This window comes from Enterobacter sp. Taxon_8, assembly GCF_058354585.1.
In genome coordinates this window covers 2,284,255-2,308,856 of record NZ_CM177989.1, presented here as the reverse complement: position 1 = coordinate 2,308,856, position 24,602 = coordinate 2,284,255, and the positions used below count along the sequence as shown (strand labels likewise).

Genomic DNA, 24,602 nt, shown 5'->3' with positions numbered 1-24,602 from the left:
AGCCGTCGAATTAAAAAGACAGGAATAAATGATGACAAGCAAACTCACAACTATAGCGCTGGCGTTCGCTGCACTCACGGTCAGTTCCACCGTTGCTGCGAAAACGCTGGTGTATTGCTCCGAAGGATCGCCGGAAAACTTTAACCCTCAGCTATATACCTCGGGAACCAGCGTGGACGCCAGCGCCGTGCCGGTCTATAACCGTCTGGTCGATTTCAAACCCGGCACCACGGAGCTGGTGCCGAGCCTGGCGGAGCGCTGGGAGGTGAGCGACGACGGCAAGGTCTACACCTTCTTTCTGCGTAAAGGCGTGAAGTTCCAGAGCAATAAATCCTTTACGCCGACCCGCGACTTTAACGCCGACGACGTGATCTTCTCGTTTATGCGGCAGAAAGACGTGAATCATCCCTACCACAACGTCTCTAACGGCAGCTATTCCAACTTCGAAAGCCTGGAGTTCGGCAGCCTGATTACCGCCATTGATAAAGTCGATGACCACACCGTGCGCTTTACCCTGGCGCACCCGGAAGCGCCGTTTGTCGCCGATCTGGCCTGGTATTTTGCCTCAATCCTTTCGGCGGAGTATGCCGACGCGATGCTAAAAGCGGGCACGCCGGAGAAGGTGGATATGGAGCCCATCGGCACCGGGCCGTTTAAGCTGGCGCAGTATCAGAAAGATTCCCGGATCCTTTTCACGGCGTTTGCCGACTACTGGCAGGGGAAATCGAAGCTGGACAGGCTGGTGTTTAGCATCACCCCAGATGCCTCCGTGCGCTTTGCCAAAATTGAGAAGAACGAATGTCAGGTCATGCCCTTCCCAAACCCGGCCGATCTGCCGCGCATGAAGGCCAACAAAGACATTAATCTGATGAGTAAGGCGGGGCTAAATACCGGCTTCCTGGCGTTCAACACGCAGAAGCCGCCGCTGGATAACGTGAAGGTCCGTCAGGCGCTGGCGATGGCCATCAATAAACCAGCCATTATTGATGCGGTGTTCCACGGTACCGGCACCGCTGCGAAGAACCTGCTGCCGCCGGGCGTATGGAGCGCAGACAGCGAGCTTAAGGATTACGACTACGACCCTGAAAAAGCCAAAGCGCTGCTGAAAGAGGCCGGTTTTGCCAGCGGCGTCAGCATCGATTTATGGGCGATGCCGGTGCAGCGTCCCTATAACCCGAATGCGAAACGCATGGCGGAGATGATTCAGGCGGACTGGGCGAAAATAGGCGTGCAGACCAAAATCGTTACCTACGAATGGGGCGAGTATTTGAAACGCGTGAAGGGCGGAGAGCATCAGGCCGCGCTGATGGGCTGGACGACGGCAACGGGCGATCCGGACAACTTTTTCGGCCCGCTATTTACCTGCACCTCGGCAAACGGTGGGTCAAATTCGGCGAAATGGTGCTATAAGCCCTTTGATAAAATTATTGCGGAAGCAAAATCAACGACCGATCGCGATAAGCGCGTGGCGCTATATAAAGAGGCGCAGCAAATGATGCATGACCTGATGCCCGCGGTGATGATTGCGCATTCAACCATTTTCGAACCGGTGCGCAAGGAGGTGACGGGCTATGAAATTGACCCGTTTGGCAAACATCTGTTCTGGCAACTGGATATAAATCAGTAATTTTTCACTGCCCGGCACGCCTCCGGGCAGTCTTTTCGCAATTTGTGCTCTCCGCATCATTTTTTGTCACAACAAACCCGCCGGTCTTTTGCTATAACTTCAAATGCATACTTGCAGATAACATGGAAAACTATCATGCGTACTCAAACTTTTTTTAAAGTTGCAGTGCTTACTGGTCTGTTGGCGTTGGCGGGCTGTTCTTCAAAAGTTGCGGCTCCCGAACAATATTCTGGCTTTTTAAAAGACTATTCCGGCTTGCAGCAGACGACGTCTGCGACGGGTAAACCAACGCTGCGTTGGGTTGATCCTTCTTATAACGAAGCTAATTACGACAGTATTCTCTGGACGCCGATTACTTATTATCCTGCGCCTAAACCGACCACACAAATTGGTCAAAAAACGCTTGATGAGCTGTTGAATTACACCAATAACAAAATGAAAACCGCTATTGGTACCCGTAAGCCAATTGTGACCACGCCGGGTAAACACAGCCTGATTTTCCGTGGTGCAATTACCGGGGTGAGTTCGCAGAAAGAGGGTCTGCAGTTCTATGAAGTGGTGCCGGTCGCGCTGGTGGTAGCAGGTACGCAGATGGCAACCGGGCATCGCACCATGGATACGCATCTCTTCTTTGAAGGCGAACTGATCGATGCGGCTACCAACAAACCGGTCATGAAGGTGGTGCGCAAAGGCGAAGGTAAAGATCTGAACAACGAAAGTACGCCGATGACCTTTGCAACCCTGAAGCAGGTTGTTGATGACATGGCGACGGACGCCACCATGTTTGATGTGAAAAAGACCGCGAAATAAAATAAAACGGCCTGCGTAATGCAGGCCTTTTTATTTACGCCGTTCGTAAGCGTCTGAACCAGGTTTCTGGTTTGGTAAACATCACCATATTTCCCCCCAGAATCAGCAATAACCCCACGATACCGTTGATATGCCAGACGTATCCTTCATACACCGTAGAGATGGACAGCGCCACCAGTGGGAAGAGTAGCGTACTGTAGGCCGCTTTGCCCGGGCCAATGCGTCCCACCAGCGTGAAGTAGGCGCCAAAGGCAATCACCGAACCAAATACAGCCAGATAGAGCAGCGCGCCAATGTAGCTGATGGTCCACTCTGGCGCGAAGCTATCGCCTCTGAACAGCGCAATGCAGCCCATCACCAGCGTGCCGTAGAGCATCGCCCAGGCGTTGGTGGTCATGGTTTCTAGGCCTCTGCGCTGATGGCGCATGCTGATCATATTGCCCAGCGAGAAGCCGTAGGTGCCGAGCGCGGAGAGGCCAATCCCGGTCAGGAGCGACGCGCTCCAGCCGCTGGCCAGCAGATCGTCCCAGAAGAGAGTGACGATCCCAGTCAGGCCCAGTGCCGCCGCCGTCCAGAAGCGCGCCGGCGGGCGCTGCCCGAAGAAGATAAAGCTGTTGATGGCGTTATAGAGCACGGCCATGGAGAAGATCACGGATTCCAGCCCTGTGTTAATGTGCGAGGCTGCGGCGTAAAAACACCAGAAGTTAAAGCAGAAAACGCAGCATCCCTGGAGTATACAAAAGAGGTGATCCCGCAGCGCCAGCTTGCGCAGGCGGCGCAGGGCGATTAACACCGCCATCATCGTGAGGCTGGCGACGGCGAAGCGCCAGAAAATCGACACCGGCGCCGCGACGGGGCCCTGCTGCAGGAAAATCGCAATCCAGGTGGTTCCCCAGATAATGACCACGAGTCCATATAATAATGCGTTCATAGTTCTCTCTTCTCAAACCGCGGAAGCCCGCAGTATGGCGCTGAAACTCGCGACGGGCTTTCACCGGGTTGCGGGTGACTTGCAAAATCTTGCGCTTTTTTCTTCCGGCGGGACTGGCAACGGGGGGCAACTCTTCTTAGACTGATATTCCCATCAATTATGCGCTAACGGTTATGTCTCACGCTTACGATACCTTTGAAACGCTTTGCCAACAGAATGCAGTCCTGCGGGAAACCGTCTCGCTGAATTCGGGTATTCAGCTGGCAGCGTGGTACAACAAGCACGATACGATAACGGTAAAAAGTAACCATCATACCCTCAGCCTGTACGTGGCGGACGGCTACGAAAGCTATCAAAAAACGCCGGGCGGCTGGAAGAACGGCGGGGGGCCGGACCGTTTCTGTCTGATGCCCAAAGAGAGCGAATCGACGTGGGATATCCGCGATGACCTGTCGTTTGTGCATCTCTACTGCACCGACGAACACCTGCGCGACGTGGGGGAAAAAATCTGGGACAAGCGCCCGCTTTCGCTGACCCTGGACGAGCGCATTTTTGGTAGCGATCCGAAGATCACCGCGCTGTATCGCCAGTTTTTGCTCGGCTGTGACTGGCAGCAGCACGCCAACCAGCTCACCCTGAGCACGGCCTCCACGCTGCTGCTGACCCATCTGCTGCAAAACTACTCTAACGTGCAGTGGAAGCTGCCGGTCGTCACCGGAGGGCTATCGCCATTCGTGCTGCGCAACGTGCTGGCCTTTATTGAAGAGAACCTGGGCCAGCCCCTGACGCTGGCCGAGCTGGCGGTGCAGGCCGCGCTCAGCGAATACCACTTTGCCCGCATGTTCCGCCAGTCGACGGGGCTGGCGCCGCATCAGTACGTGATGCAGAGGCGAATGGATAAAGCTAAGGCCCTCGTCCAGCATACGACGACGCCGCTGACGGAGATCGCGCTTGCCTGCGGGTTCAACTCCGCCAGCCACTTCAGCAACCGCTTTCGCAGCGCGACGGGCATGACGCCTTCGCAGCTACGTGCGGCGAGCGCGTGAAAACAGGGCGTAGCACATCCCGCCCAGCACCAGTCCCCAGAATGCCGAACCGATGCCCAGGAGCGTGACGCCGCTTGCGGTCATCAGAAACGTGACGATAGCCGCGTCGCGCTCCGCTTCATGATTCAGCGCCTGATATAAACTCCCGCTGATGGTGCCCAGCAGCGCCAGACCGGCAAGCGTCTGGATCCAGCTGAGCGGCAGCGCGGCCATCAGCCCGGTAATGGAGCCACCGAAAATTCCCGCCAGCAGGTAAAATCCTCCCGCTGCGATGGCCGCCAGCCAGCGTTTATCCGCATCCGGGTGTGCATCCGGGCTTTGACAAATGGCGGCGGTTATAGCCGCAATGCAGATGGAAAAGACGCCAAACGGAGAAAACAGCAGCGCCAGCCCTCCCGTGACGATGATGAGCGGTGAGACCGCCAGCGGGTAACCGGAGGCTTTCATCGTGGCGAACCCCGGCGCGTTTTGCGAAGCCATGGTCACGAGGAAGAAGGGCAAGCCAATACTCACCAGGCTGGTGAAGGTGAAGGCGGGTGCAATAAATTCGGGCATTACCAGAGAAAGGGTGAGTTTATCCGTGACAACGTCACCTGCCGCCCATGCCACAATCCCGCCCACCAGCAGCGTGACCACGATGGCATAGCGCGGCGACAGCGCTTTTGCGATTAGCCACGCCGCAATCATGCTGCCGCACAGCAGAAAGTGCCCCTCAAGATGCGCAAAGGCATGCAGGCCAAACTGCAGCAATACCCCTGCCAGCATGGCGGCAGCAAGCGAATGAGGGATCAGCTTCATCAGACGGGCGAAGAGCCCGGTAATGCCGCAGAGCAAAATAAGCGCGTTAGCAAAGATGAACACGCCGATGGTTTCTGCCAGCGTGATCCCGTGCAGGCTGGTGGCGAGCAGCGCCGCGCCGGGCGTCGACCAGGCGGTCAGTACGGGCGCTTTGTACCACCAGGAAAGCGCCAGCGTACTGACGCCCATTCCAATTCCCAGCGCGGTCATCCAGCCCGCAATCTGCTGTGCGCTGGCGCCTGCCGCGGCGGCGGCCTGCCAGATGATGGCGGCCGAGCTGGCGTAACCGACCAGAACGGCGACAAATCCAGCCAGTGCGACCGGAATAAAGTGAGAGGAAGGGCGCATGAAAACTCCATTGTGCGTTATAACGTCCGGAGTAAGGTAGCACTGTGCGCTATAGCGTACAAGTGGTATGCTGATCGTCACCAGGAGGGAACATGGATATCACACTACACCTTGCAACAACGCTGAAAACGCTGCGCCAGGCGCGCGGCTGGAGTTTGTCGAAGCTCGCGGACGAGACCGGCGTGTCAAAAGCCATGCTCGGGCAAATCGAGCGCAATGAATCCAGCCCGACGGTGTCGACGCTGTGGAAAATTGCCACCGGGCTGAACGTGCCGTTTTCCGCGTTCATCACCCCAGACGCGGACCGGCAGGCGGTATTTGACCCCCAGCAGCAGGCGATGGTCGTCAAGCCGCTCTTTCCGTGGGACGAGACGCTCGGGTTTGATTATTTCTCCATCACGCTGGCACCCGGCGCGCTGAGCGAATCCACGCCGCATGAGGCCGGAGTAATTGAACATGTCGTCGTAATAAGCGGCGAGCTGGAGATGAAGCTTGGCGGCAAATGGCAGATGATTTCTGCCGATTCGGGCATCCGTTTCGCAGGCGATAAACCGCACGCCTACCGCAACAGCAGCGACCGGACGGTGCATTTTCACTCCCTGATCCATTATCCCCGCTGACGCTGCGCAAAACTGTTTCGCTGACGCATACTTCTGACTACAATAGCCGCCATTTTGACCATAACGGATAACGACGAAGTATGCGCCTGCAATCCCATCATCTTGAACTTTTAAGCCCGGCCCGCGACGCCGCCATTGCCCGTGAAGCGATCCTTCATGGCGCAGATGCCGTCTACATTGGTGGCCCAGGCTTCGGTGCCCGCCATAACGCCAGTAACAGCCTGAGCGATATTGCTGAACTGGTGCCGTTCGCCCACCGTTTCGGGGCGAAAGTGTTCGTGACCCTGAACACCATTCTTCATGATGATGAGCTGGAGCCTGCGCAACGTCTGATTACCGATCTCTACCAGGCCGGGGTGGATGCCCTGATTGTTCAGGATATGGGCGTGCTGGAGCTGGATATTCCCCCCATTGAACTGCATGCCAGTACCCAGTGTGATATCCGCACGGTAGAGAAGGCGAAGTTTCTCTCTGACGTCGGCTTTTCGCAGATCGTTCTGGCGCGTGAGCTGAACCTGAATCAGATCCGCGATATTCACCAGGCGACAGACGCGACGATTGAATTCTTTATCCACGGCGCGCTGTGCGTCGCCTATTCCGGTCAGTGTAATATTTCCCACGCGCAGACGGGCCGCAGCGCCAATCGCGGCGACTGCTCTCAAGCCTGCCGTCTGCCGTATACCCTGAAAGACGATCAGGGCCGCGTCGTGGCGTTCGAAAAACACCTGCTCTCCATGAAGGATAACGATCAGACGGCCAACCTGGGCGCGCTGATCGACGCGGGCGTGCGTTCCTTCAAGATTGAAGGGCGCTACAAAGATATGAGCTACGTGAAGAACATCACCGCGCACTATCGCCAGATGCTCGACGCCATTATCGAAGATCGCGGTGACCTGGCACGCGCGTCCGCCGGGCGCACCGAGCATTTTTTTGTTCCGTCGACGGACAAAACGTTCCACCGTGGGAGCACGGACTATTTCGTTAATGCCCGTAAAGGGGATATCGGCGCGTTTGACTCACCGAAGTTTATCGGTTTACCGGTGGGTGAAGTGCTGAAAGTGGCGAAAGATCACCTTGATGTCCAGGTAACGGAACCGCTGGCGAACGGCGATGGCCTTAACGTGATGATTAAGCGTGAGGTCGTGGGCTTCCGCGCCAATACGGTCGAGAAAACCGGCGAGAACCGCTACCGCGTCTGGCCGAATGAAATGCCGGCCGATCTCTACAAGGCGCGACCAAACGCGGCGCTTAACCGTAACCTCGATCATAACTGGCAGCAGGCGCTGCTGAAAACCTCCAGCGAACGTCGTATCGCGGTGGACATTGAGCTGGGCGGTTGGGAAGAGCAGCTGATTCTGACCATGACCTGTGAAGACGGCATCAGCGTAACGCATACGCTCGATGGCCTGTTCGAGGTGGCAAACAACGCGGAAAAAGCGCTCAACAGCCTGAAGGATGGGGTGGCGAAGCTTGGCCAGACGATTTACTACGCCCGCAACGTTGAGGTCAGTCTGCCGGATGCTCTGTTCGTGCCGAACAGCCTGCTTAACCAGTTCCGTCGTGAAACGGCAGAGATGCTGGATGCCGCGCGCCTGGCGCAGTATCCGCGCGCTAGCCGTAAAGCGGAAGCCGTACCTGCACCCGTATACCCGGAGACACATTTATCCTTCCTGGCCAACGTTTATAACCATAAAGCGCGTGAATTCTATCATCGCCACGGCGTGCAGCTGATCGACGCGGCTTATGAAGCGCATGAAGAGAAGGGCGATGTGCCGGTGATGATCACCAAGCACTGCCTGCGCTTTGCGTTTAACCTTTGCCCTAAGCAGGCGAAAGGGAATATTAAGAGCTGGAAGGCAACCCCCATGCAGCTTGTAAACGGTGATGAAGTTCTGACTCTCAAGTTCGACTGCCGTCCTTGCGAAATGCATGTGATTGGCAAGATGAAAAACCACATCTTCAAAATGCCGCAGCCGGGCAGTATTGTGGCGTCCGTCAGTCCGGACGATCTGATGAAAACTCTGCCTAAACGCAAGGGCAGTTAATTACCGAACGTGGGTATCCGGTTTGCGCGATTTCTGCCACAGGTGGTGTTCGCGCAAACCCTCCGCCGACTCTTCCGCAGCGCTTCGTAACTCATCGCTGTCGGCTTCATGACGAAGCTGATGCGCCACATTCTTGACCCATAAATATTCGTGTCCTTTGTGCCCGGCCATAAGCTGGCCTGAAAAGAGTGCACAGATAAGCATGACGAGAGATAAGCCTTTTTTAATCATGAGATCGCCGCCGAATGACATTGCGGGGTAATCATGCCGATTATTTTTTAGTGTTATTATTTAATAATTCAAACTCGTGAAAAGAGATTGTCAAATATTGTGTGTCCGGAAAATTGTCCAGGACATTTCCTAAAAAGTCATGAATGTTTGTAAATTGCCATTTCTGGTCCATAATCGGATATTTGCATTAAGGATAAATCTTATATAATAGTTAATCTCTGGCTAAGGAACGGGTCGTTAATAAATGAAAAAAATAATTGCGCTTGCGCTTCTGGCGGTTGCTGTTGGGGCCGTTGCAGGGATTCGTTATGCTGGTGATAACAAACCAGAATATATACAATCGGCAGAAATTCGCGTTAGTTCCTATTTGACCAGCGATTATGGAGCCGTAACCTGTAACAGTAAAAAAATTAACGATGTGCGTTGGGAATTAGACTGCACCCAGCAGACGATAGGAAAAACATTCCAGTTTGCGGCGTACCCCTCTGATAAAGCACCTTATGGAGTGGCGCGGTCATTTTATCTTGAAGCCATAAATGATGACGCAAAACAGAGCGCTGAACAGGGCCTTATGCGTTATTTGCAGATCAATACTCATGCAGGTTAATAAGACTGTTTAATCTTCGTTAAGACAACGGGTGTTAGGTTGTATGGGATCCGCAGCCCGGCCATGGAGTGTCGGGACGTAGAGACCAAAATACAAATCTATCCATGCAAGCATTTACCGCCATTTTTTGGCGGTTTTTTTGCGCAGTGTTTACCGTCTTTTTATGATAGCAGTCGATAGTGCGACTGTACCAGACCCGAAGGGAAGCTACGGCTGGATACCAGCGTCAAATCGATATCCTCTGGCAGGGCGCCAAACAGCGATTTTCCCGAACCGAGCAGGACAGGAACGGTTGTGATCACCATATCGGCCACCAGTCCTTCTCGCAGGAACGACTGTATCACCTGCCCACCATCGAGATAGACGCGATGGACGTTCTGCAACGCCAGGTAGTCGAGCACCTCCTTTGGCGTGCGGCCGGAAAACTGCACTTTCCCCTTCAGCGCGTCGGGCACGGGCGTGTCGGCCAGCTGTCTGGAGAGCACCAGCACGGGCCGGTCATAAGGCCATGCATCAAAGGTCAATACTTTCTCATAGCTGCCTCGGCCCATCACTATCCACTCTTTGTCAGCGATGAACGCCGCATAGCCATGATCTTCAGCCGGGTCATCGCGCTGCAGGAGCCAGTCGATATCATCATTGTGTCGGGCGATGTAACCATCAAGACTGGTTGCGATAAAAACGTGTGTGGTGACCATAAGGTTCTCCGTATTCCTGCGAAACCAAAAGACTGACGCCTCAGCGGGCTGTAGCGGAATGAGAAAATTGTTTGCGGTACTGGACCGGGGAAATCGCGAACTGCTGGCGAAAGTGATGACGCAGCGTCGATGCCTGGCCAAACCCGGTCTGTTCCGCGATGCTGTCGATACTTAAACGACTGCTTTCCAGATAATCTTTCGCCCGCAGCAGGCGCTCATTGAGTAACCAGCGGGCAGGCGTCGTTCCTGTTGCCGCCTCGAAGCGACGAAGAAACGTGCGCTGACTCATACCGACACGACGCGCCAGCGAGTCGACGCTGTGCGGCTCGGTAAGATGCGTATGCAGAAAATCAAACAGCTGGCCGAGGCGCTGGCTTTCCCGCAGCTGTGCCACCGGGCGGCTCAGCTGTTGCGGCTGAGAGCCATCCCGGTGTGGGGGAATGACCAGCCGCCGCGCCACGCTGTTAGCGGTTTCCATTCCATAATCCCTTCGTACAACGTGAAGGCAGAGATCGATCCCCGCCGCGCTGCCTGCAGAAGTCAGGATATCGCCTTCGTCCTGGTAGAGCACATCCTCAACCACGTCGATGTCAGGGTAGCGGGCTTTAAGCGTCTCAATGTAGCGCCAGTGCGTCGTGGCTTTGCACCCGTTGAGCAGCCCCGTAGCGGCCAGCACAAATACGCCCGAACAGATGGACAGCAGCTGGCATCCTCGCGCGCTGGCCTGACGTAATGCGTTGCAGAGCGCGTCAGGAACCGGCGAGTCCAGCCCACGCCAGCCGGGAACCACAATCAGGTCCGCAGACGCAAGCAGGCTTAAATCACCATCGGTGACGATACGGATCCCGCCTGTTGCCCGAAGTTCACCGCTATCCACGCTCGCCACCGCAAAACGATACCATTCATCGCCCAGCTCGGGACGTGGCAGACCGAAGATCTCCACCGCTACGCCAAACTCAAAGGTACACAGGCCGTCATAGGCCAGCACCACCACCTGCGGGCGGGCAATTTGTCTTAAGTTTGTCATCTTTTTGCTGTTTTCTGGCATAAGCGAGCGCATTCACGTGCTGAATTTCTGGATAGAGTAGTGTTAACACAAACGCCAAAGATGAGGAAGGATCATGAGCTATGTTACTGAATTTCCGGCTGCCGAGCCGCAGGAAGCCGTCACCCATTTTCTGCGCCGCCTGAGCGTAGAAACCGACTGCGCCGATGTGCATCACGCCATCGCCAATAATGAGCAGGACTTTGTTTTGCTGCACGTGGTGGGGAGCCCGGAGCAGTTTGCCCGTCGCCATGTGCCGGGCGCTCTGCATATGCCGTGGAGCCAGATGACCGCTGAGCGCATGGCCCAATGGCCTGAAGGGACGCTGTTCGTCGTCTACTGCGCGGGGCCGCACTGTAACGGCGCGGACAGAGCCGCGCTGAAGCTGGCGCGTCTCGGGCTGCCGGTCAAAATCATGCTCGGTGGGATCACCGGCTGGGAAGATGAACGCTACGCGTTTGCCAGCAGCGAAACCACTGCCGCGCTGTGAAGATGAATTTTTTTCAACACCCGTGAAATTTTCTCGTTTGCCGGCACCGGGGAGGTATGACATTGTTTTTGGACATTTAGACATCCAGAAGTCTAAAAGTTCAAATAATGAATTATCACTGCGGGCAATTATTGCTGGCAGACTGAGGAGATTTCCATGCAACGACACCACGCCCCGTACCGCGCCGACGTAGTCGGCAGTTTTTTACGTCCGGATGCCATCAAGCAGGCTCGCCTGCAATTTGCCAGCGGCGAGATTGACGCGAGACAGCTTCGCGCGGTGGAGGACGAAGCCATTCGCCACGTCGTTGAGCAGCAGTGCGCGTGCGGCCTGCATGTCGTGACCGACGGTGAGTTTCGCCGTGCCTGGTGGCACTTCGACTTCTTCGACGGTCTGCAGGGCGTTGAGCGTTACGATTCCCAGCAGGGCATCCAGTTTAACGGCGTGCAAACCAAAGCCCACGGCGTGCGCGTCACCGGCAAACTGGGCTTTGGCGAGCACCCGATGCTGGACGATTTCCGCTATCTGAAAAGCATCAGCGGTAACGCCCAGCCAAAAATGACCATTCCCAGCCCGAGCGTGCTGCATTTCCGCGGCGGTCGCAAAGACATTGATGCGACGGTGTATCCGGACCTGAACGTCTATTTCGACGATCTGGCGACCACCTGGCGCGACGCGATTCGCGCATTCTATGATGCAGGCTGCCGTTACCTGCAGCTGGACGATACCGTATGGGCCTACCTCTGTTCGGACGATCAGCGTCGTCAGATCCGCGAGCGCGGCGACGATGCCGATGAGCTTGCACGTATCTATGCCCGCGTCCTGAACAAGGCGCTGGAGGGCAAGCCGGACGATCTGACCATCGGGCTGCACGTCTGCCGCGGCAACTTCCGCTCCACCTGGATTTCCGAAGGCGGCTACGAGCCGGTGGCGGAAGTGCTGTTCGGAACGGTCAACGTTGATGCCTTCTTCCTGGAATACGATAACGACCGCAGCGGGGATTTCGCGCCGTTGCGCTTTGTTCGCCCGGGCAAGCAGCAGGTGGTGCTGGGTCTTATCACCACGAAAAACGGCGAGCTGGAGAACCCGGAGGGAATCAAAGCCCGTCTGGAAGAGGCGGCGAAATACGTGGCGAAAGAGCAAATTTGCCTCAGCCCGCAGTGCGGCTTTGCCTCGACCGAAGAGGGCAACAGCCTGAGCGAAACCCAGCAGTGGGACAAAGTCCGGCTGGTGACGCAGATCGCCAGCGAAGTCTGGTAAAACCTTCCTCCTCAGCGCTGCATTATAAAAGTGCAGCGCTGTGCCATTCTGAGACGTTCTCTTTACATCCTGCGCTCCCCTCCCGGAAATAGCGCTATCTCCATTCTGGCATTCTTTTTGCTCCTGCTTCGCTGACACATTTATTTCCGCGTCCACGCCGTAACGGACGTTTTCGCACAGCGTTCTTTTTCAGGAGTGAAAATATGCACCGTCGTACCTTATTAAAAGCCTTTGCGTTATCCGCGTCCGTCGTGGCGATGGGAATGAGTTTTGGCGTGCAGGCGGCCGATACCATCAAAGTGGGGATCATGCATTCTCTCTCCGGCACGATGGCCATTTCCGAGACCCCGCTTAAAGATGTCGCCCTGATGACCATCGACGAGATCAACGCCAAAGGCGGCGTGCTGGGCAAGAAACTGGAGCCGGTAGTGGTGGATCCGGCCTCAAACTGGCCGCTGTTTGCCGAGAAGGCGCGACAGCTGTTAAGCCAGGATAAAGTGGCGGTGGTATTCGGCTGCTGGACCTCGGTTTCGCGCAAATCCGTACTGCCGGTCTTTGAGGAGCTGAACGGCCTGCTGTTCTATCCGGTGCAGTATGAAGGCGAGGAAATGTCGCCAAACGTGTTCTATACCGGCGCGGCGCCGAACCAGCAGGCCATCCCGGCGGTTGAATACCTGATGAGCGAAGACGGCGGCGCGGCGAAACGCTTCTTCCTGCTGGGCACGGACTACGTTTATCCGCGCACCACCAACAAGATCCTGCGCGCGTTCCTGCATTCGAAAGGGGTGGAGGATAAGGATATCGAAGAGGTTTACACCCCGTTTGGCCACAGCGACTACCAGACCATCGTTGCCAACATCAAAAAATTCTCAGCGGGCGGCAAAACCGCCGTGGTGTCGACCATCAACGGCGACTCCAACGTGCCGTTCTACAAAGAGCTGGCTAACCAGGGTCTGAAGGCGACCGACGTGCCGGTGGTGGCGTTCTCCGTCGGCGAAGAAGAGCTGCGCGGGATCGACACCAAACCGCTGGTGGGTAACCTGGCGGCCTGGAACTACTTTGAGTCCGTCGATAACCCGACTAACCAGGCGTTCGTGGCGGATTACAAAGCCTATGCGAAGGCGCACAAGCTGCCGAACGCCGACACCGTAGTCACCAACGACCCGATGGAGGCGACCTACGTGGGCATTCACATGTGGGCGCAGGCGGTGGAAAAAGCCGGTACTACCGATGTGGACAAAGTGCGTGCGGCGATGGCCGGCCAGTCCTTTAAGGCGCCATCAGGCTTTACGCTCACCATGGATGCCACCAACCATCATCTGCATAAGCCGGTCATGATCGGTGAAATCGAAGGTAACGGCCAGTTCAACGTAGTATGGCAGACGGAACAGCCGGTACGCGCCCAGCCGTGGAGCCCGTTCATCGCCGGAAATGACAAAAAGCCCGACCAGCCGATGAAAACCGCCAGCAACTAAGCCATCACCGCAGGGAGAAACGTCATGAACGCCATGCGCCTGTTCATCGCTCTTGTATGGCTTTCCGGACTGCTGCCAGGGATGGTGCAGGCATCGGATGCCGATCTTTTTGTTGCCGCCAGCCGCAGCCAGCAGGCGGATTTGTTGACGCAGTGGGCCGCCGCGCCGGATGCCGCCAGGCTTCCGCTGCTTCAGTCCCTGCAGAAGGAAAACCTGTATGCCGACAGTCAAAAGCACGCCTTTGCGCAGCGTAACGGGCAAATGGTGTCGCTTGGGGACGCCCGTGCTGCAGAAGCGCCAATCAAAGCCGTTCGTCTGACGAACCGGCTGCGCGTGCTGGCTGCGACCGCCATCGCCACCCATCAGCTGGTGAGTGACAGTGTCACCGAGAGGCGGGCGGCTGCGCGTCATCTGCAGCGCGATGCCCAGCCCGGTATGCTCGCTTTTCTGGAAAAACGTGTGAACGATGAAACGGACGCCGTGGCGCGTCAGGCGCTGCTGCTGGCGGTCGCGAACCTCCAGCTGGCAAGCCCGCAGGCAGAGGTGCGTCGCAAGGCCGTCGAACTATTAGGTCAGTCCGACGATCCGGACGTACAGTCGAGGCTCACTCCGTTTACCCAGCCAGACACTGAGCCGGATGGCGGCGTGCGCGCGGCCGCAGAAGAGAGTCTTAGCCAGATCCAGCATCGGCTGATGTGGGGCGATCTGCTGGGCCAGGCGTTTATGGGGCTCTCCCTCGGGTCGGTGCTGCTGCTGGCCGCGCTGGGGCTGGCTATCACCTACGGCCTGCTGGGCGTCATTAATATGGCGCACGGCGAGATGCTGATGCTGGGGGCATATGCCACCTGGATGGTGCAGCAGGCGATGGCCGGGCTTGCGCCCCAGTGGCTGGCGCTCTATCCCGTTATCGCCTTGCCGGTCGCGTTCTGCCTGACGGCGGGCATTGGAATGGTGCTGGAACGCACGGTGATCCGTCATCTGTACGGTCGTCCGCTGGAAACGCTGCTGGCGACGTGGGGCATCAGCCTGATGCTTATCCAGCTGGTGCGCATGACCTTTGGCGCCCAGAACCTGGAGGTGGCGAACCCGGCATGGCTCTCCGGCGGGGTGCAGGTTTTTGCCAACCTGACGCTGCCGTGGAACCGCATCGTGGTGCTGGGCTTCGTGCTGCTGGTGCTGTTCTTTACCTGGCTCATTCTGAATAAAACCCGTCTGGGGCTCAACGTGCGGGCGGTGACGCAGAACCGCAGCATGGCCGCCTGCTGCGGGGTACCGACAGGTCGCGTCGATATGCTGGCGTTCGGGCTTGGCTCCGGGATTGCGGGGTTAGGCGGCGTGGCGTTATCGCAGCTCGGTAACGTCGGGCCGGAGCTGGGCCAGGGCTATATCATCGACTCCTTCCTTGTGGTGGTGCTCGGAGGCGTAGGCCAGCTGGCAGGCAGCGTGGCCGCGGCGTTTGGTCTGGGGATTTTTAATAAAATCCTTGAACCCCAGATGGGGGCGGTGCTGGGCAAGATCGTGATTCTGGTGGCGATCGTGCTATTTATTCAAAAACGCCCGCAGGGGCTGTTTGCGCTGAAAGGGAGGGTGATTGACTGATGAGCCAGCCGCTGACCTTAACGCTGGCGCGCAAAGCGCCGCTCACTACGCAGATTGCAGGCAGCCTGCTGGTGGTGTGCTTGCTGATATTGCCGTTTTTCGCCTTACTGCCTGCGACGCATCCGCTGGCGCTGTCAACCTGGATGCTGACGCTGACTGGCAAGATCCTCTGCTATGCCATCGTTGCGGTGGCGCTGGATCTGGTATGGGGCTACGCCGGGATGCTCTCTCTTGGGCACGGCATCTTTTTCGCCCTGGGCGGCTACGCGATGGGCATGTACCTGATGCGCCAGGCCGCGGGTGACGGTCTGCCCGCGTTTATGTCGTTTCTTTCCTGGAGCGAGCTGCCGTGGTTCTGGTGGGGAACCCAGCATTTTGCCTGGGCGCTGGTGCTGATTGTGCTGGTGCCGGGGCTGCTGGCGCTGGTGTTTGGCTGGTTCGCCTTCCGCTCGAAGATCAAAGGGGTCTATTTTTCGATCATGACCCAGGCGCTGACCTATGCCGGGATGCTGTTGTTCTTTCGCAACGAAACCGGCTTTGGCGGCAATAACGGCTTTACCGGCTTCACCACGCTGCTCGGGTTTTCGGTAACGGAAACGACGACCCGTATCGCGCTGTTTCTGGCCACCGTGCTGTTGCTGCTCCTGGCCCTGGGCACAGGGTTTGTGCTGGCGAAGAGCAAGTTTGGCCGCATTTTGACCGCCGTTCGCGACGCCGAAAACCGGCTGACGTTTTGCGGCTACGATCCGCGCGGGTTCAAGCTGCTGGTGTGGACGCTCTCTGCCGTACTGTGTGGTCTGGCGGGGGCGCTCTATGTCCCGCAGGTGGGCATTATCAACCCGGGCGAAATGTCGCCGACGAACTCGATAGAGGCCGCCATCTGGGTAGCGCTTGGCGGGCGCGGCACGCTGGTGGGGCCGGTGATTGGCGCGGCGCTGGTTAACGGGGCGAAAAGTTTCTTCACCGTCGCGATGCCGGAATACTGGCAGCTGTTTCTGGGGCTGATTTTTATCGCCGTTACGCTGTTTTTACCGCGCGGCGTCTACGGACTGTTTCGTAAGGGAGAAAAATAATGCAGCCAGCCGAAGGGTTATTCACCCGCCAGCTGCCCGGCGATCGCTACCGAGAGCAGACCGACCCGGTCCTGCAGCTTGAGGCGATTAACGTCAATTTTGACGGTTTTCAGGCCCTGACCGATCTCTCGCTGAATATCGGCGTGGGCGAGCTGCGCTGCGTGATCGGTCCCAACGGGGCCGGTAAAACCACGCTGATGGACGTCATCACCGGCAAAACGCGTCCAGAGAGCGGCAGGGCGATTTACGACCAGTCCATCGACCTGACCGCGCTGGAGCCTGCGGCCATTGCCCGCCAGGGCATCGGGCGTAAATTCCAGAAGCCCACGGTCTTTGAGGCGCTGACGGTGTGGGAAAACCTGGAGATCGCGATGAAAAGCGATAAGTCCGTCTGGGCGAGCCTGCGGGCAAAACTCAACGGCGCGCAGCGCGACCGGATCGATGAGATGCTGGTTTTACTGCGGCTGACCGCCGAGCGCGACCGCCGCGCCGGGCTGCTTTCCCATGGACAAAAGCAGTTTCTGGAGATCGGCATGCTGCTGGTGCAGGACCCGCATCTTCTGCTGCTGGATGAACCCGCAGCCGGGATGACCGACGCGGAAACGGAATACACCGCAGAGCTGTTCAAAACGCTGGCAGGCAAGCATTCCCTGATGGTTGTTGAGCACGATATGGGCTTTGTCGAAACCATCGCCGATCGCGTGACGGTGTTGCATCAGGGGCGCGTGCTGGCGGAAGGTTCACTTCGCGAGGTGCAGGCCAACGAGCAGGTGATTGAGGTCTATCTGGGACGTTAAGGAGCGATGATGTTACAGGTTAATGAACTGAATCAATATTACGGCGGCAGCCATATCCTGCGCGGCGTCAGCTTTGAGGCCGTTACCGGCGAAGTCACCTGCCTGCTGGGGCGCAACGGCGTAGGGAAAACCACGCTGCTGAAGTGTCTGATGGGGCTGATCCCGGCCAAAACCGGGGAGGTCATCTGGCAGGGAAAAACGATCACCCATAGCAAACCGCACCAGCGGGTGCAGTCTGGCGTGGCGTATGTCCCGCAGGGTCGCGAGATTTTCCCGCGCCTGAGCGTAGAGGAGAATCTCCTGATGGGGCTGTCGCGATTTTCAGCACGCGAGGCGAAGCAGGTGCCGGAGGAGATCTGGCAGCTGTTCCCGGTGCTCAAAGAGATGAAGCATCGTCGCGGGGGCGATCTCTCCGGCGGGCAACAGCAGCAGCTGGCGATTGGTCGCGCGCTGGCGAGCCGTCCGCAGCTGCTGATCCTGGATGAACCGACCGAAGGCATACAGCCTTCCGTTATTAAAGAGATCGGCCACGTGATCCGTACTCTGGCAAGCAGAGGCGACATGGCGATCCTGCTGGTGGAGCAGTTTTACGACTTTGCCGCCGAGCTGGCCGACAGCTATCTGCTGATGTCGCGCGGCACGATTATTCAGCGCGGGCGGGGTGAAAACATGGAGCAGGAGGGCGTTCGCGGCCTGGTTGCGATCTGAAATGTTATATTATAACATCCTCATTCTTATAAAACGGAATGAGGATGTTATCTTGGCTGAATATATTGGAAAATTTGCCATGACTCTGGGGGCGCTGCTGGTCAGCGGCCAGCTGTTTGCTCATTCGCACGGCCATCAGATGACCGAAGCGGAACAGAAGGCGGCGAACGGCGTGTTTGAGGATAAGGACGTGAAGGACAGAGCATTGTCTGACTGGGACGGGACCTGGCAGTCGGTCTATCCGTTCCTGCTCGATGGTTCGCTGGATCCGGTCTTTAAGCAGAAAGCGCAGAAGGATAAAAGCAAATCCTTTGATGAGGTCAAAGCCTACTACCGTACGGGTTATGCGACGGACGTGGATGCCATCGGCATCGAAAATAACGTGATGGAATTCCATCAGGGCAAAGCGGTCAGCCGCTGTCAGTATGATTACAGCGGCTACAAAATTCTGACCTACGCGTCAGGTAAGAAAGGCGTTCGCTATCTGTTTGAGTGTAAGGACGCCGCTAGCAAGGCGCCGAAGTTCGTGCAGTTCAGCGACCACACCATCGGGCCGAAAGCCTCTTCGCACTTCCACATTTTCATGGGCAATACCTCCCACGAGGCACTGCTGAAAGAGATGGATAACTGGCCGACCTATTACCCGAATGAGATGTACAAAGAGCAGGTGGTGGAGGAGATGTTGCACCACTGATGCTTTATTGCCGGGTGGCGGCTTTGCCTTACCCGGCCTGCATTCGCTACGCCGCTTTGGGTGACTCGCACCAGGCCTTCACGCTCATCCCACGCAGAATCATCAGCCAGGCCATGACGATGGCGACCATCATGATCGCAAACAAGGACCAGTGCGGCAGATTGGTCAGGATAATACCGGTGATCATCGGGTTTGCCGCCGCGCCGAGCCAGCCCAGCGCCTGGGCGGAGAAATAGCTCGCCTTCATTCCCGGTGGGGCAATGTTGTCGATCAGCATGTATTCACCCGGTGCATAGATAATCTCCCCCAGCGTGAAAATGGCGGCAGCGATGCCCCAGTAAACCAGGTTTTCCCCGGAGAGCATAAAGCCGCCCAGCCCCAGGATAAAAAACAGGGTGGCGAGGGTCATCAGCGGGCGAATATTGCTGGCTGAGATCTTGCGGCCCAGCGCATATTGCAGCGTCACCACCACGGCGGCGTTGACGGGCAGCACCACGGCGACCACCTTTTCGGCGAAATCACTGTCCGCATGCGCGGCCAGAACGTATTGCGAAATACAGCTCGCGAACGACCCGCCCACGTACGACGCCAGCAGGCCAGAGAGCGTGTACCAGAACAGCGCGCGGTCTTTCAGCAATACCGACGGCTGCCACGGCGTCTTCTCCTCTGCGGTATCTAACGCCACGCTTTTCTGTACAAAGAAATGGATAAAGCCCAGCGGCAGGGCGGCACAGAAGGCCGCCAGCCAGAACGGCAGCTGCAGGCTGTACATCACCAGCAGGGTGCCAATCGGCGGGCCGACCGTCCAGCCAATGTTCAGGAAGCTGTAGTTAAGCGAGAAGACCCGCGCCTTCTGGCTGGAGGTGAGCACGTCGGAGAACCAGGCTTTCAGCACCGTCGAAAAGACGGAGTAGGCGCAGTTGATCAGCGCAAAGAACAGCACCACCAGCGTGACGTTATTGACCAGCGGGATCGCCACAAAGCCGGCGATAAACGCCACGATCGCGATCAGCATGTAGCGTTTTTTATCAAACTTATCGGCCAGAATGCCAAATCCCAGGCTGAATACCACGCCAATGGTCAGCGCCACGGTCAGGGCATAACCAATATTCTCAACGCTCATGCTGTAGACGCGCGTGAGATAAATGGTCATGAACGGCAGCGTTGCCCCTCTACCGATGGTTAACAACAATGACGATGTCAGCAGCGCTGCGGTTGAGCGCCTGAGAGATGGTTTCATATTCCTGCCCGACAGTTGCTTATGCTTTTATTAGATGTGTGTTAACAGGATTACCATGACATAAGGGGCTTGTATAGCGCCTGATTTATCCCTAAGTGCTTCAGCTGCCTGCCAGAATTAATGATCTTCTCGCAGCGTGCTTTTTTCTGTTACCTTGAAGTGTTAACAAATTATTAATAATTCAGGGGCAGGGTATGACGCGTAAAGACGGGCTGCTGGCTTTGCTGGTGGTCGTAGTATGGGGGCTTAATTTTGTGGTCATTAAGCTGGGGCTGCACAACATGCCGCCGCTGATGCTGGCCGGTTTACGCTTTATGCTGGTCGCTTTTCCGGCCATCTTCTTTGTGGCGCGTCCAAAGATCCCCTTTAAACTGCTGCTGGGCTACGGTCTGACCATTAGCTTTGGCCAGTTCGCGTTTCTCTTTTGCGCCATCAAGTTCGGTATGCCGGCGGGTCTTGCCTCGCTGGTGTTACAGGCACAGGCGTTCTTTACCATTATTCTCGGCGCGTTTGTGTTTGGCGAGCGCCTGCAGGGCAAACAGCTGGCGGGGATCACCCTGGCGGTGTTCGGCGTGCTGGTGCTGATCGAGGCCAGCCTGAATGGTCAGCATGTGGCGCTGCTCGGGTTTATGCTGACGCTGGCGGCGGGGCTGAGCTGGGCCTGCGGGAATATCTTCAACAAGCTGATCATGCAGCACGAGGCGCGCCCGGCGGTGATGTCGCTGGTGGTCTGGAGTGCGCTGATCCCGGTTATCCCGTTTCTGCTGGCGTCGTGCATTCTGGACGGTCCGGCGGTGATGCTGAACAGCCTTGTCGACATTGATATGACCACGATCCTTTCTCTTGTCTATCTGGCCTTTGTCGCCACCATTGTGGGCTACGGGATCTGGGGATCGCTGCTGGGGCGTTATGAAACCTGGCGCGTCGCGCCGTTATCCCTGCTGGTGCCGGTGGTAGGACTTGCCAGTGCGGCGATATTGCTGGATGAAACGCTGAGCGCGCTGCAGCTGTTTGGCGCCGTGCTGATCATGGCCGGGCTGTATATTAACGTGTTTGGTCTGCGGGTGCGTCGGACGACGCGGGTAAGCGAAAAGGCATAAAAAAAGCCCCGCGTCTGCGGGGCAAAAACGAATCAGAGGCCGTGCTGATTATAGTAAGGCACGCCTAATTCGTCGGATTTGTCGCTACCAGCACCCATGTGGTTGAAATCATAAGGCGACTGGTCATGTGCTGACGGCAAAATCATCGAATCAGGATTATTTTGCTGCGTTGCACGAGGGGTTTGCTCCGCGAAGGTCTGGCTGGAGAACAGCACCAGCAAGGCGAGGGCGGCGGAGGCGATAGCTTTCATGATTTCCTCGGTTACGTCTGTTACAGGCGATAATTAACTACAGTGTTTTAACGGATACAGGTATCGGGATTCGCCCGGCACGCTGGTGATTCGGTACTTATGAGGCGGCACGTCAAAATAGTTTTTGAAAGTACGCGTCAGGGTTTGCTGCGATTCAAAGCCGTAACGCTCCGCCAGATAAAGGATCGGCTCGTTGCTTTCTTTCAGTTTCTGGGCAATTTCCGTCAGCTTGCGGCTGCGAATATATTGACCTAATGAATGGCCGGTCTCTTTTTTGAACATCCGTTGCAGGTGCCATTTGGAGTAACCCGAACGCTCTGACACTTTTTCAAGGGAGAGCGGCGATTCCAGGTTATCCTCGATCCAGTCCAAAATGCTATGAATGGTGATAGCGTCAGTATTGCGTCTGGACATCGTCATACCTCTTTTTTCTGTTTACGGCAGGATTTTCTTCAGCAGAAGCTCAAGGGTTGCCACTTCATCTGCCGTTAAGTTTTTTGTTAGTTCCTGATGCAGTGTTTGTCCTACTAATTGATGACATTTCTCGCACATGGCCGCGCCATCGCTGGTTAGCTTCACCAGTACGCCGCGTTTGTCATTCGGGTTAGGGCTTCGTTCTATCCATCCTTTGCAGACGAGACGATCGAGCATGCGGGTTAACGCACCCAGATCGACAGAGAGCACCTTTTTGAGCTCAACCGGAGTGATACACACTTCGCAGCGAATGGAACACAGCACTTTGAACTGTGTTGCGGTGATATCCAGCGGTGACAGGTAGTCATTGAGCAGGCGATCTTTTTTCTGATTGACCATATGAATAAGACGACCCAGCGGAACAACGTCGTTAAAGATATCACTGGTGCTTTTCACAATGGTTGCCCTGGCAAGTAGTTAGTCACGGCAGATATTATTGCTCAGGCAAGTATAAGTCAACTGAATGAACCAGCCGATGCCACGAATTGCTAAAACGTTTCATGAACTTTTTTTAAGGTGTTTCAAATCATAGAGATAACTTCCTGTTATCTTTTCAGAAGGAAAATAATCGTTACGTTGCGCCCATGGCTGAATGTCACACTTTCCCCCTATAATTGCTGTGTTAAATATGGATAAGGACGACAACGCACTATGTTGGATTTAATAAAAGCAATCAGCCTTGGGCTGGTGGTCTTGCTGCCGTTGGCTAACCCGTTAACGACGGTAGCGCTGTTCCTCGGGCTGGCAGGGAACATGAACAGCGCCGAGCGCAACCATCAGTCGATGATGGCCTCGGTGTATGTGTTTGCCATCATGATGGTGGCTTATTACGCCGGACAGGTGGTGATGAATACCTTCGGGATTTCCATCCCTGGCCTGCGTATCGCCGGTGGGCTGATTGTGGCCTTCATTGGTTTCCGCATGTTGTTCCCGGCGCAAAAAGCGCATGAGTCGCCGGAAGCGACCAGCAAATCGGAAGAGCTGGAAACCGAACCGAGTGCGAATATCGCCTTTGTGCCGATTGCCATGCCCAGTACGGCGGGGCCGGGTACCATCGCGATGATCATCAGCTCCGCGTCGACGGTGCGCGACAGCGCAACCTTCCCGGACTGGGTCCTGACGGTGGCACCGCCGCTGATTTTTGCGATTATCGGGGTTATCGTGTGGGCGTCGCTGCGCAGCTCCGGCGCCATTATGCGCTGGGTGGGCAAGGGCGGTATCGAGGCGATTTCTCGTCTGATGGGCTTCTTACTGGTCTGTATGGGCGTGCAGTTTATTATTAACGGCGTGCTGGAGATTATTAAGACCTATCATTGATGTGATTGCCGGGTAGGCGCAGCGCTGCCCGGCATAAATAAACCTTACCCGTGCTGCCCCTGTTCCTCCAGCGCCACCGGCCACTTACGGAAGATGAGCACTGACAAGATCAGCGCCACCAGTGCCGGAATGGCACCCAGATAGCCAATCGCCGACATCGACACGTGCAGTATGACCTGATTTCCCACCAGCGCACCCGCGCCAATGCCGAGATTGAAAATCCCCGAGAACAGCGACATGGCGACATCCGTTGCATCCGGTGCCAGGGCCAGGACCTTCACCTGCATGCCGAGGCCAATAATCATGATTGCCACGCCCCAGAACAGGCTGAGGATTGCCAGATGGCTTTCGCTGCCCGCGGCAGGTAGCAGCAACAGCAGGCAGGCCAGCAGCAGACCAATAGCGCAGCTCACCAGCGTCGAGGCGTGCCGGTTACCCAGCTTGCCGAACAGCACGCTGCCAATAATGCCCGCGCCGCCGAGGATCAGCAGTAATACGGTGGCAAAGTTGGCGCTAAAGCCCGCCACCACCTGCACAAACGGTTCAATGTAGCTGTACGCCGTGTAGTGTGCCGTCACGATGATGGCGGTCAGCAGGTAGATGCTCAGCAGCGCAGGGCGACGCATCAGCAGCGGCAGGCTTTTCAGCGAGCCGGAATGTTCGCTCGGCAGCGCGGGCAGAAGTTTAATCAGACACACCAGCGTCACCAGCGCGCCCATGCCGATAGCGAAGAAGGTGGTACGCCAGCCGAAGTATTGCCCCACGATGCGGCCAATCGGCAGACCCAGCACCATCGCCAGTGCGGTACCGGTGGCAATCAGGCTCAGCGCCTGGGCGCGTTTACCCGCCGGTGCGAGTCGAATAGCCAGCGAGGCGGTGATCGACCAGAACACCGCATGGGCAAAGGCAATGCCGATGCGGCTAATGACCAGCACCGTAAAATTCCACGCCATAAACGACAGTACGTGGCTTGCAATAAACAAGACAAACAGGCCGATCAACAGCCTGCGTCGCTCCATCTGGCTGGTCAGCAGCATAAACGGCAAGGACATCAGCGCCACTACCCAGGCGTAGATGGTCAACATAATGCCCACCTGAGCCGTTTCCATCTGAAAACTTTCAGCGATGTCAGACAACAGCCCAACCGGCACAAATTCTGTGGTGTTAAAAATGAACGCGGCAATGGCCAGCGTGACCACGCGTAGCCACGCAACCCTGCGGGAAACTGTGTTCGTTGTCATAGGGATGTCGGAGATTCGTTGCTGAAAAGAAGAGGAGACGATCTTAAAACGTTGAACGGCGAAAACTCAACCATTAT

Annotated in this window: 26 protein-coding genes; 16 read left to right on the top strand and 10 right to left on the bottom strand. The window is 56.6% G+C overall.

The features are described 5' to 3' along the window. The first annotated feature begins 31 nt into the window (after window positions 1-31). Window positions 32-1,627 (top strand): ABC transporter substrate-binding protein, encoded by a 1,596-nt coding sequence (locus AC4IBF_RS10915; protein ID WP_491463318.1) that lies wholly within the window; start codon window positions 32-34, stop codon window positions 1,625-1,627. 135 nt (window positions 1,628-1,762) lie between these two features. Continuing rightward, the gene (locus AC4IBF_RS10910) at window positions 1,763-2,437 is read left to right on the top strand and encodes a DUF3313 domain-containing protein (RefSeq protein WP_023311690.1); all 675 of its coding nucleotides are present in this window, start codon (window positions 1,763-1,765) and stop codon (window positions 2,435-2,437) included. A 34-nt stretch (window positions 2,438-2,471) separates the two neighbouring features. Here the strand turns inward: AC4IBF_RS10910 and AC4IBF_RS10905 are convergent, their stop codons facing one another. After that, window positions 2,472-3,368: a DMT family transporter gene (locus AC4IBF_RS10905; RefSeq protein WP_133294394.1), complete on the bottom strand. Its 897-nt coding sequence runs from the start codon at window positions 3,366-3,368 to the stop codon at window positions 2,472-2,474. A 173-nt stretch (window positions 3,369-3,541) separates the two neighbouring features. On the opposite strand from AC4IBF_RS10905, the gene AC4IBF_RS10900 reads away from it, so the two are divergent. Next, window positions 3,542-4,414 carry a helix-turn-helix domain-containing protein gene (locus AC4IBF_RS10900; RefSeq protein ID WP_367897289.1) on the top strand — a complete coding sequence of 291 codons (873 nt, stop codon included), beginning with the start codon at window positions 3,542-3,544 and terminating at the stop codon, window positions 4,412-4,414. On the opposite strand, the gene AC4IBF_RS10895 is transcribed toward AC4IBF_RS10900, so the two are convergent. Then, window positions 4,394-5,560, bottom strand: coding sequence for a benzoate/H(+) symporter BenE family transporter (locus AC4IBF_RS10895; protein WP_367897290.1), 1,167 nt, complete (start codon window positions 5,558-5,560; stop codon window positions 4,394-4,396). The two genes, AC4IBF_RS10900 and AC4IBF_RS10895, sit on opposite strands and share 21 nt — an antisense overlap. A gap of 92 nt (window positions 5,561-5,652) precedes the next feature. Here AC4IBF_RS10895 and AC4IBF_RS10890 point away from each other — a divergent pair, with 92 nt between their 5' ends. After that, window positions 5,653-6,180: a helix-turn-helix domain-containing protein gene (locus AC4IBF_RS10890; RefSeq protein WP_491462811.1), complete on the top strand. Its 528-nt coding sequence runs from the start codon at window positions 5,653-5,655 to the stop codon at window positions 6,178-6,180. A gap of 80 nt (window positions 6,181-6,260) precedes the next feature. Continuing rightward, a complete protein-coding gene (locus AC4IBF_RS10885; protein WP_252092916.1) occupies window positions 6,261-8,225 on the top strand; it encodes a peptidase U32 family protein in 1,965 nt (654 codons plus the stop codon). Here AC4IBF_RS10885 and AC4IBF_RS10880 read toward each other — a convergent pair whose 3' ends face one another. Further along, entirely contained in the window at window positions 8,226-8,456 is a 231-nt protein-coding gene (locus AC4IBF_RS10880; RefSeq protein WP_115876065.1) for a DUF2554 family protein, read from the bottom strand. It lies immediately after the preceding gene. A 244-nt stretch (window positions 8,457-8,700) separates the two neighbouring features. On the opposite strand from AC4IBF_RS10880, the gene AC4IBF_RS10875 reads away from it, so the two are divergent. After that, window positions 8,701-9,063: a hypothetical protein gene (locus AC4IBF_RS10875; protein ID WP_133294399.1), complete on the top strand. Its 363-nt coding sequence runs from the start codon at window positions 8,701-8,703 to the stop codon at window positions 9,061-9,063. Window positions 9,064-9,224: 161 nt separating this feature from the next. On the opposite strand, the gene AC4IBF_RS10870 is transcribed toward AC4IBF_RS10875, so the two are convergent. Together AC4IBF_RS10870 and ftrA are read right to left on the bottom strand one after the other, a co-directional pair. Then, on the bottom strand, window positions 9,225-9,761 hold the full coding sequence (locus tag AC4IBF_RS10870) for a dihydrofolate reductase family protein (protein WP_133294400.1): 537 nt from the start codon (window positions 9,759-9,761) through the stop codon (window positions 9,225-9,227). 40 nt (window positions 9,762-9,801) lie between these two features. After that, window positions 9,802-10,809, bottom strand: coding sequence for a transcriptional regulator FtrA (ftrA, locus tag AC4IBF_RS10865; protein WP_252092918.1), 1,008 nt, complete (start codon window positions 10,807-10,809; stop codon window positions 9,802-9,804). A gap of 73 nt (window positions 10,810-10,882) precedes the next feature. Between ftrA and AC4IBF_RS10860 the strand changes: the two genes are divergently transcribed. The 8 genes from AC4IBF_RS10860 to zinT all read left to right on the top strand — a co-directional run bounded on the left by AC4IBF_RS10860 (window position 10,883) and on the right by zinT (window position 18,902). Continuing rightward, window positions 10,883-11,296 (top strand): rhodanese-like domain-containing protein, encoded by a 414-nt coding sequence (locus AC4IBF_RS10860; protein ID WP_271367859.1) that lies wholly within the window; start codon window positions 10,883-10,885, stop codon window positions 11,294-11,296. A 156-nt stretch (window positions 11,297-11,452) separates the two neighbouring features. Continuing rightward, a complete protein-coding gene (locus AC4IBF_RS10855) occupies window positions 11,453-12,556 on the top strand; it encodes a cobalamin-independent methionine synthase II family protein (RefSeq protein ID WP_111964617.1) in 1,104 nt (367 codons plus the stop codon). Between the two features lie 203 nt (window positions 12,557-12,759). Further along, window positions 12,760-14,031 (top strand): urea ABC transporter substrate-binding protein, encoded by a 1,272-nt coding sequence (gene urtA / locus AC4IBF_RS10850; protein WP_047958573.1) that lies wholly within the window; start codon window positions 12,760-12,762, stop codon window positions 14,029-14,031. Window positions 14,032-14,055: 24 nt separating this feature from the next. Further along, a complete protein-coding gene (urtB, locus tag AC4IBF_RS10845) occupies window positions 14,056-15,630 on the top strand; it encodes an urea ABC transporter permease subunit UrtB (RefSeq protein ID WP_491462810.1) in 1,575 nt (524 codons plus the stop codon). Further along, window positions 15,630-16,703, top strand: a complete 1,074-nt coding sequence (urtC, locus tag AC4IBF_RS10840; protein ID WP_133294403.1) for an urea ABC transporter permease subunit UrtC — start codon at window positions 15,630-15,632, stop codon at window positions 16,701-16,703. The genes urtB and urtC overlap by 1 nt, the downstream gene beginning before the upstream one ends. Next, on the top strand, window positions 16,703-17,500 hold the full coding sequence (gene urtD / locus AC4IBF_RS10835) for an urea ABC transporter ATP-binding protein UrtD (protein WP_252092923.1): 798 nt from the start codon (window positions 16,703-16,705) through the stop codon (window positions 17,498-17,500). Before urtC ends, urtD begins: the two co-directional genes overlap by 1 nt. Before the next feature lie 9 nt (window positions 17,501-17,509). Continuing rightward, window positions 17,510-18,208, top strand: coding sequence for an urea ABC transporter ATP-binding subunit UrtE (gene urtE / locus AC4IBF_RS10830; RefSeq protein WP_111964612.1), 699 nt, complete (start codon window positions 17,510-17,512; stop codon window positions 18,206-18,208). Between the two features lie 52 nt (window positions 18,209-18,260). Next, a complete protein-coding gene (gene zinT / locus AC4IBF_RS10825) occupies window positions 18,261-18,902 on the top strand; it encodes a metal-binding protein ZinT (protein WP_143345108.1) in 642 nt (213 codons plus the stop codon). Between the two features lie 46 nt (window positions 18,903-18,948). Here the strand turns inward: zinT and ydeE are convergent, their stop codons facing one another. Next, window positions 18,949-20,142: an efflux MFS transporter YdeE gene (gene ydeE, locus AC4IBF_RS10820; protein ID WP_136194857.1), complete on the bottom strand. Its 1,194-nt coding sequence runs from the start codon at window positions 20,140-20,142 to the stop codon at window positions 18,949-18,951. A 194-nt stretch (window positions 20,143-20,336) separates the two neighbouring features. Here ydeE and eamA point away from each other — a divergent pair, with 194 nt between their 5' ends. Then, window positions 20,337-21,242, top strand: coding sequence for an O-acetylserine/cysteine exporter (gene eamA / locus AC4IBF_RS10815; RefSeq protein WP_111964610.1), 906 nt, complete (start codon window positions 20,337-20,339; stop codon window positions 21,240-21,242). A 32-nt stretch (window positions 21,243-21,274) separates the two neighbouring features. Here the strand turns inward: eamA and marB are convergent, their stop codons facing one another. From marB to marR, 3 genes are read right to left on the bottom strand one after another with little or no spacing between them, the layout of a single operon-like run. After that, entirely contained in the window at window positions 21,275-21,493 is a 219-nt protein-coding gene (gene marB / locus AC4IBF_RS10810) for a multiple antibiotic resistance protein MarB (RefSeq protein WP_111964609.1), read from the bottom strand. Window positions 21,494-21,526: 33 nt separating this feature from the next. Then, complete coding sequence (gene marA, locus AC4IBF_RS10805) at window positions 21,527-21,907, bottom strand: MDR efflux pump AcrAB transcriptional activator MarA (protein ID WP_008502237.1); 381 nt, start codon at window positions 21,905-21,907, stop codon at window positions 21,527-21,529. 21 nt (window positions 21,908-21,928) lie between these two features. After that, a complete protein-coding gene (gene marR / locus AC4IBF_RS10800; protein WP_111964608.1) occupies window positions 21,929-22,363 on the bottom strand; it encodes a multiple antibiotic resistance transcriptional regulator MarR in 435 nt (144 codons plus the stop codon). 255 nt (window positions 22,364-22,618) lie between these two features. Here marR and AC4IBF_RS10795 point away from each other — a divergent pair, with 255 nt between their 5' ends. Then, on the top strand, window positions 22,619-23,284 hold the full coding sequence (locus AC4IBF_RS10795) for a MarC family NAAT transporter (protein WP_023335699.1): 666 nt from the start codon (window positions 22,619-22,621) through the stop codon (window positions 23,282-23,284). Window positions 23,285-23,328: 44 nt separating this feature from the next. Here the strand turns inward: AC4IBF_RS10795 and AC4IBF_RS10790 are convergent, their stop codons facing one another. Beyond that, a complete protein-coding gene (locus AC4IBF_RS10790) occupies window positions 23,329-24,525 on the bottom strand; it encodes a sugar transporter (protein WP_491463311.1) in 1,197 nt (398 codons plus the stop codon). Window positions 24,526-24,602 lie beyond the last annotated feature (77 nt).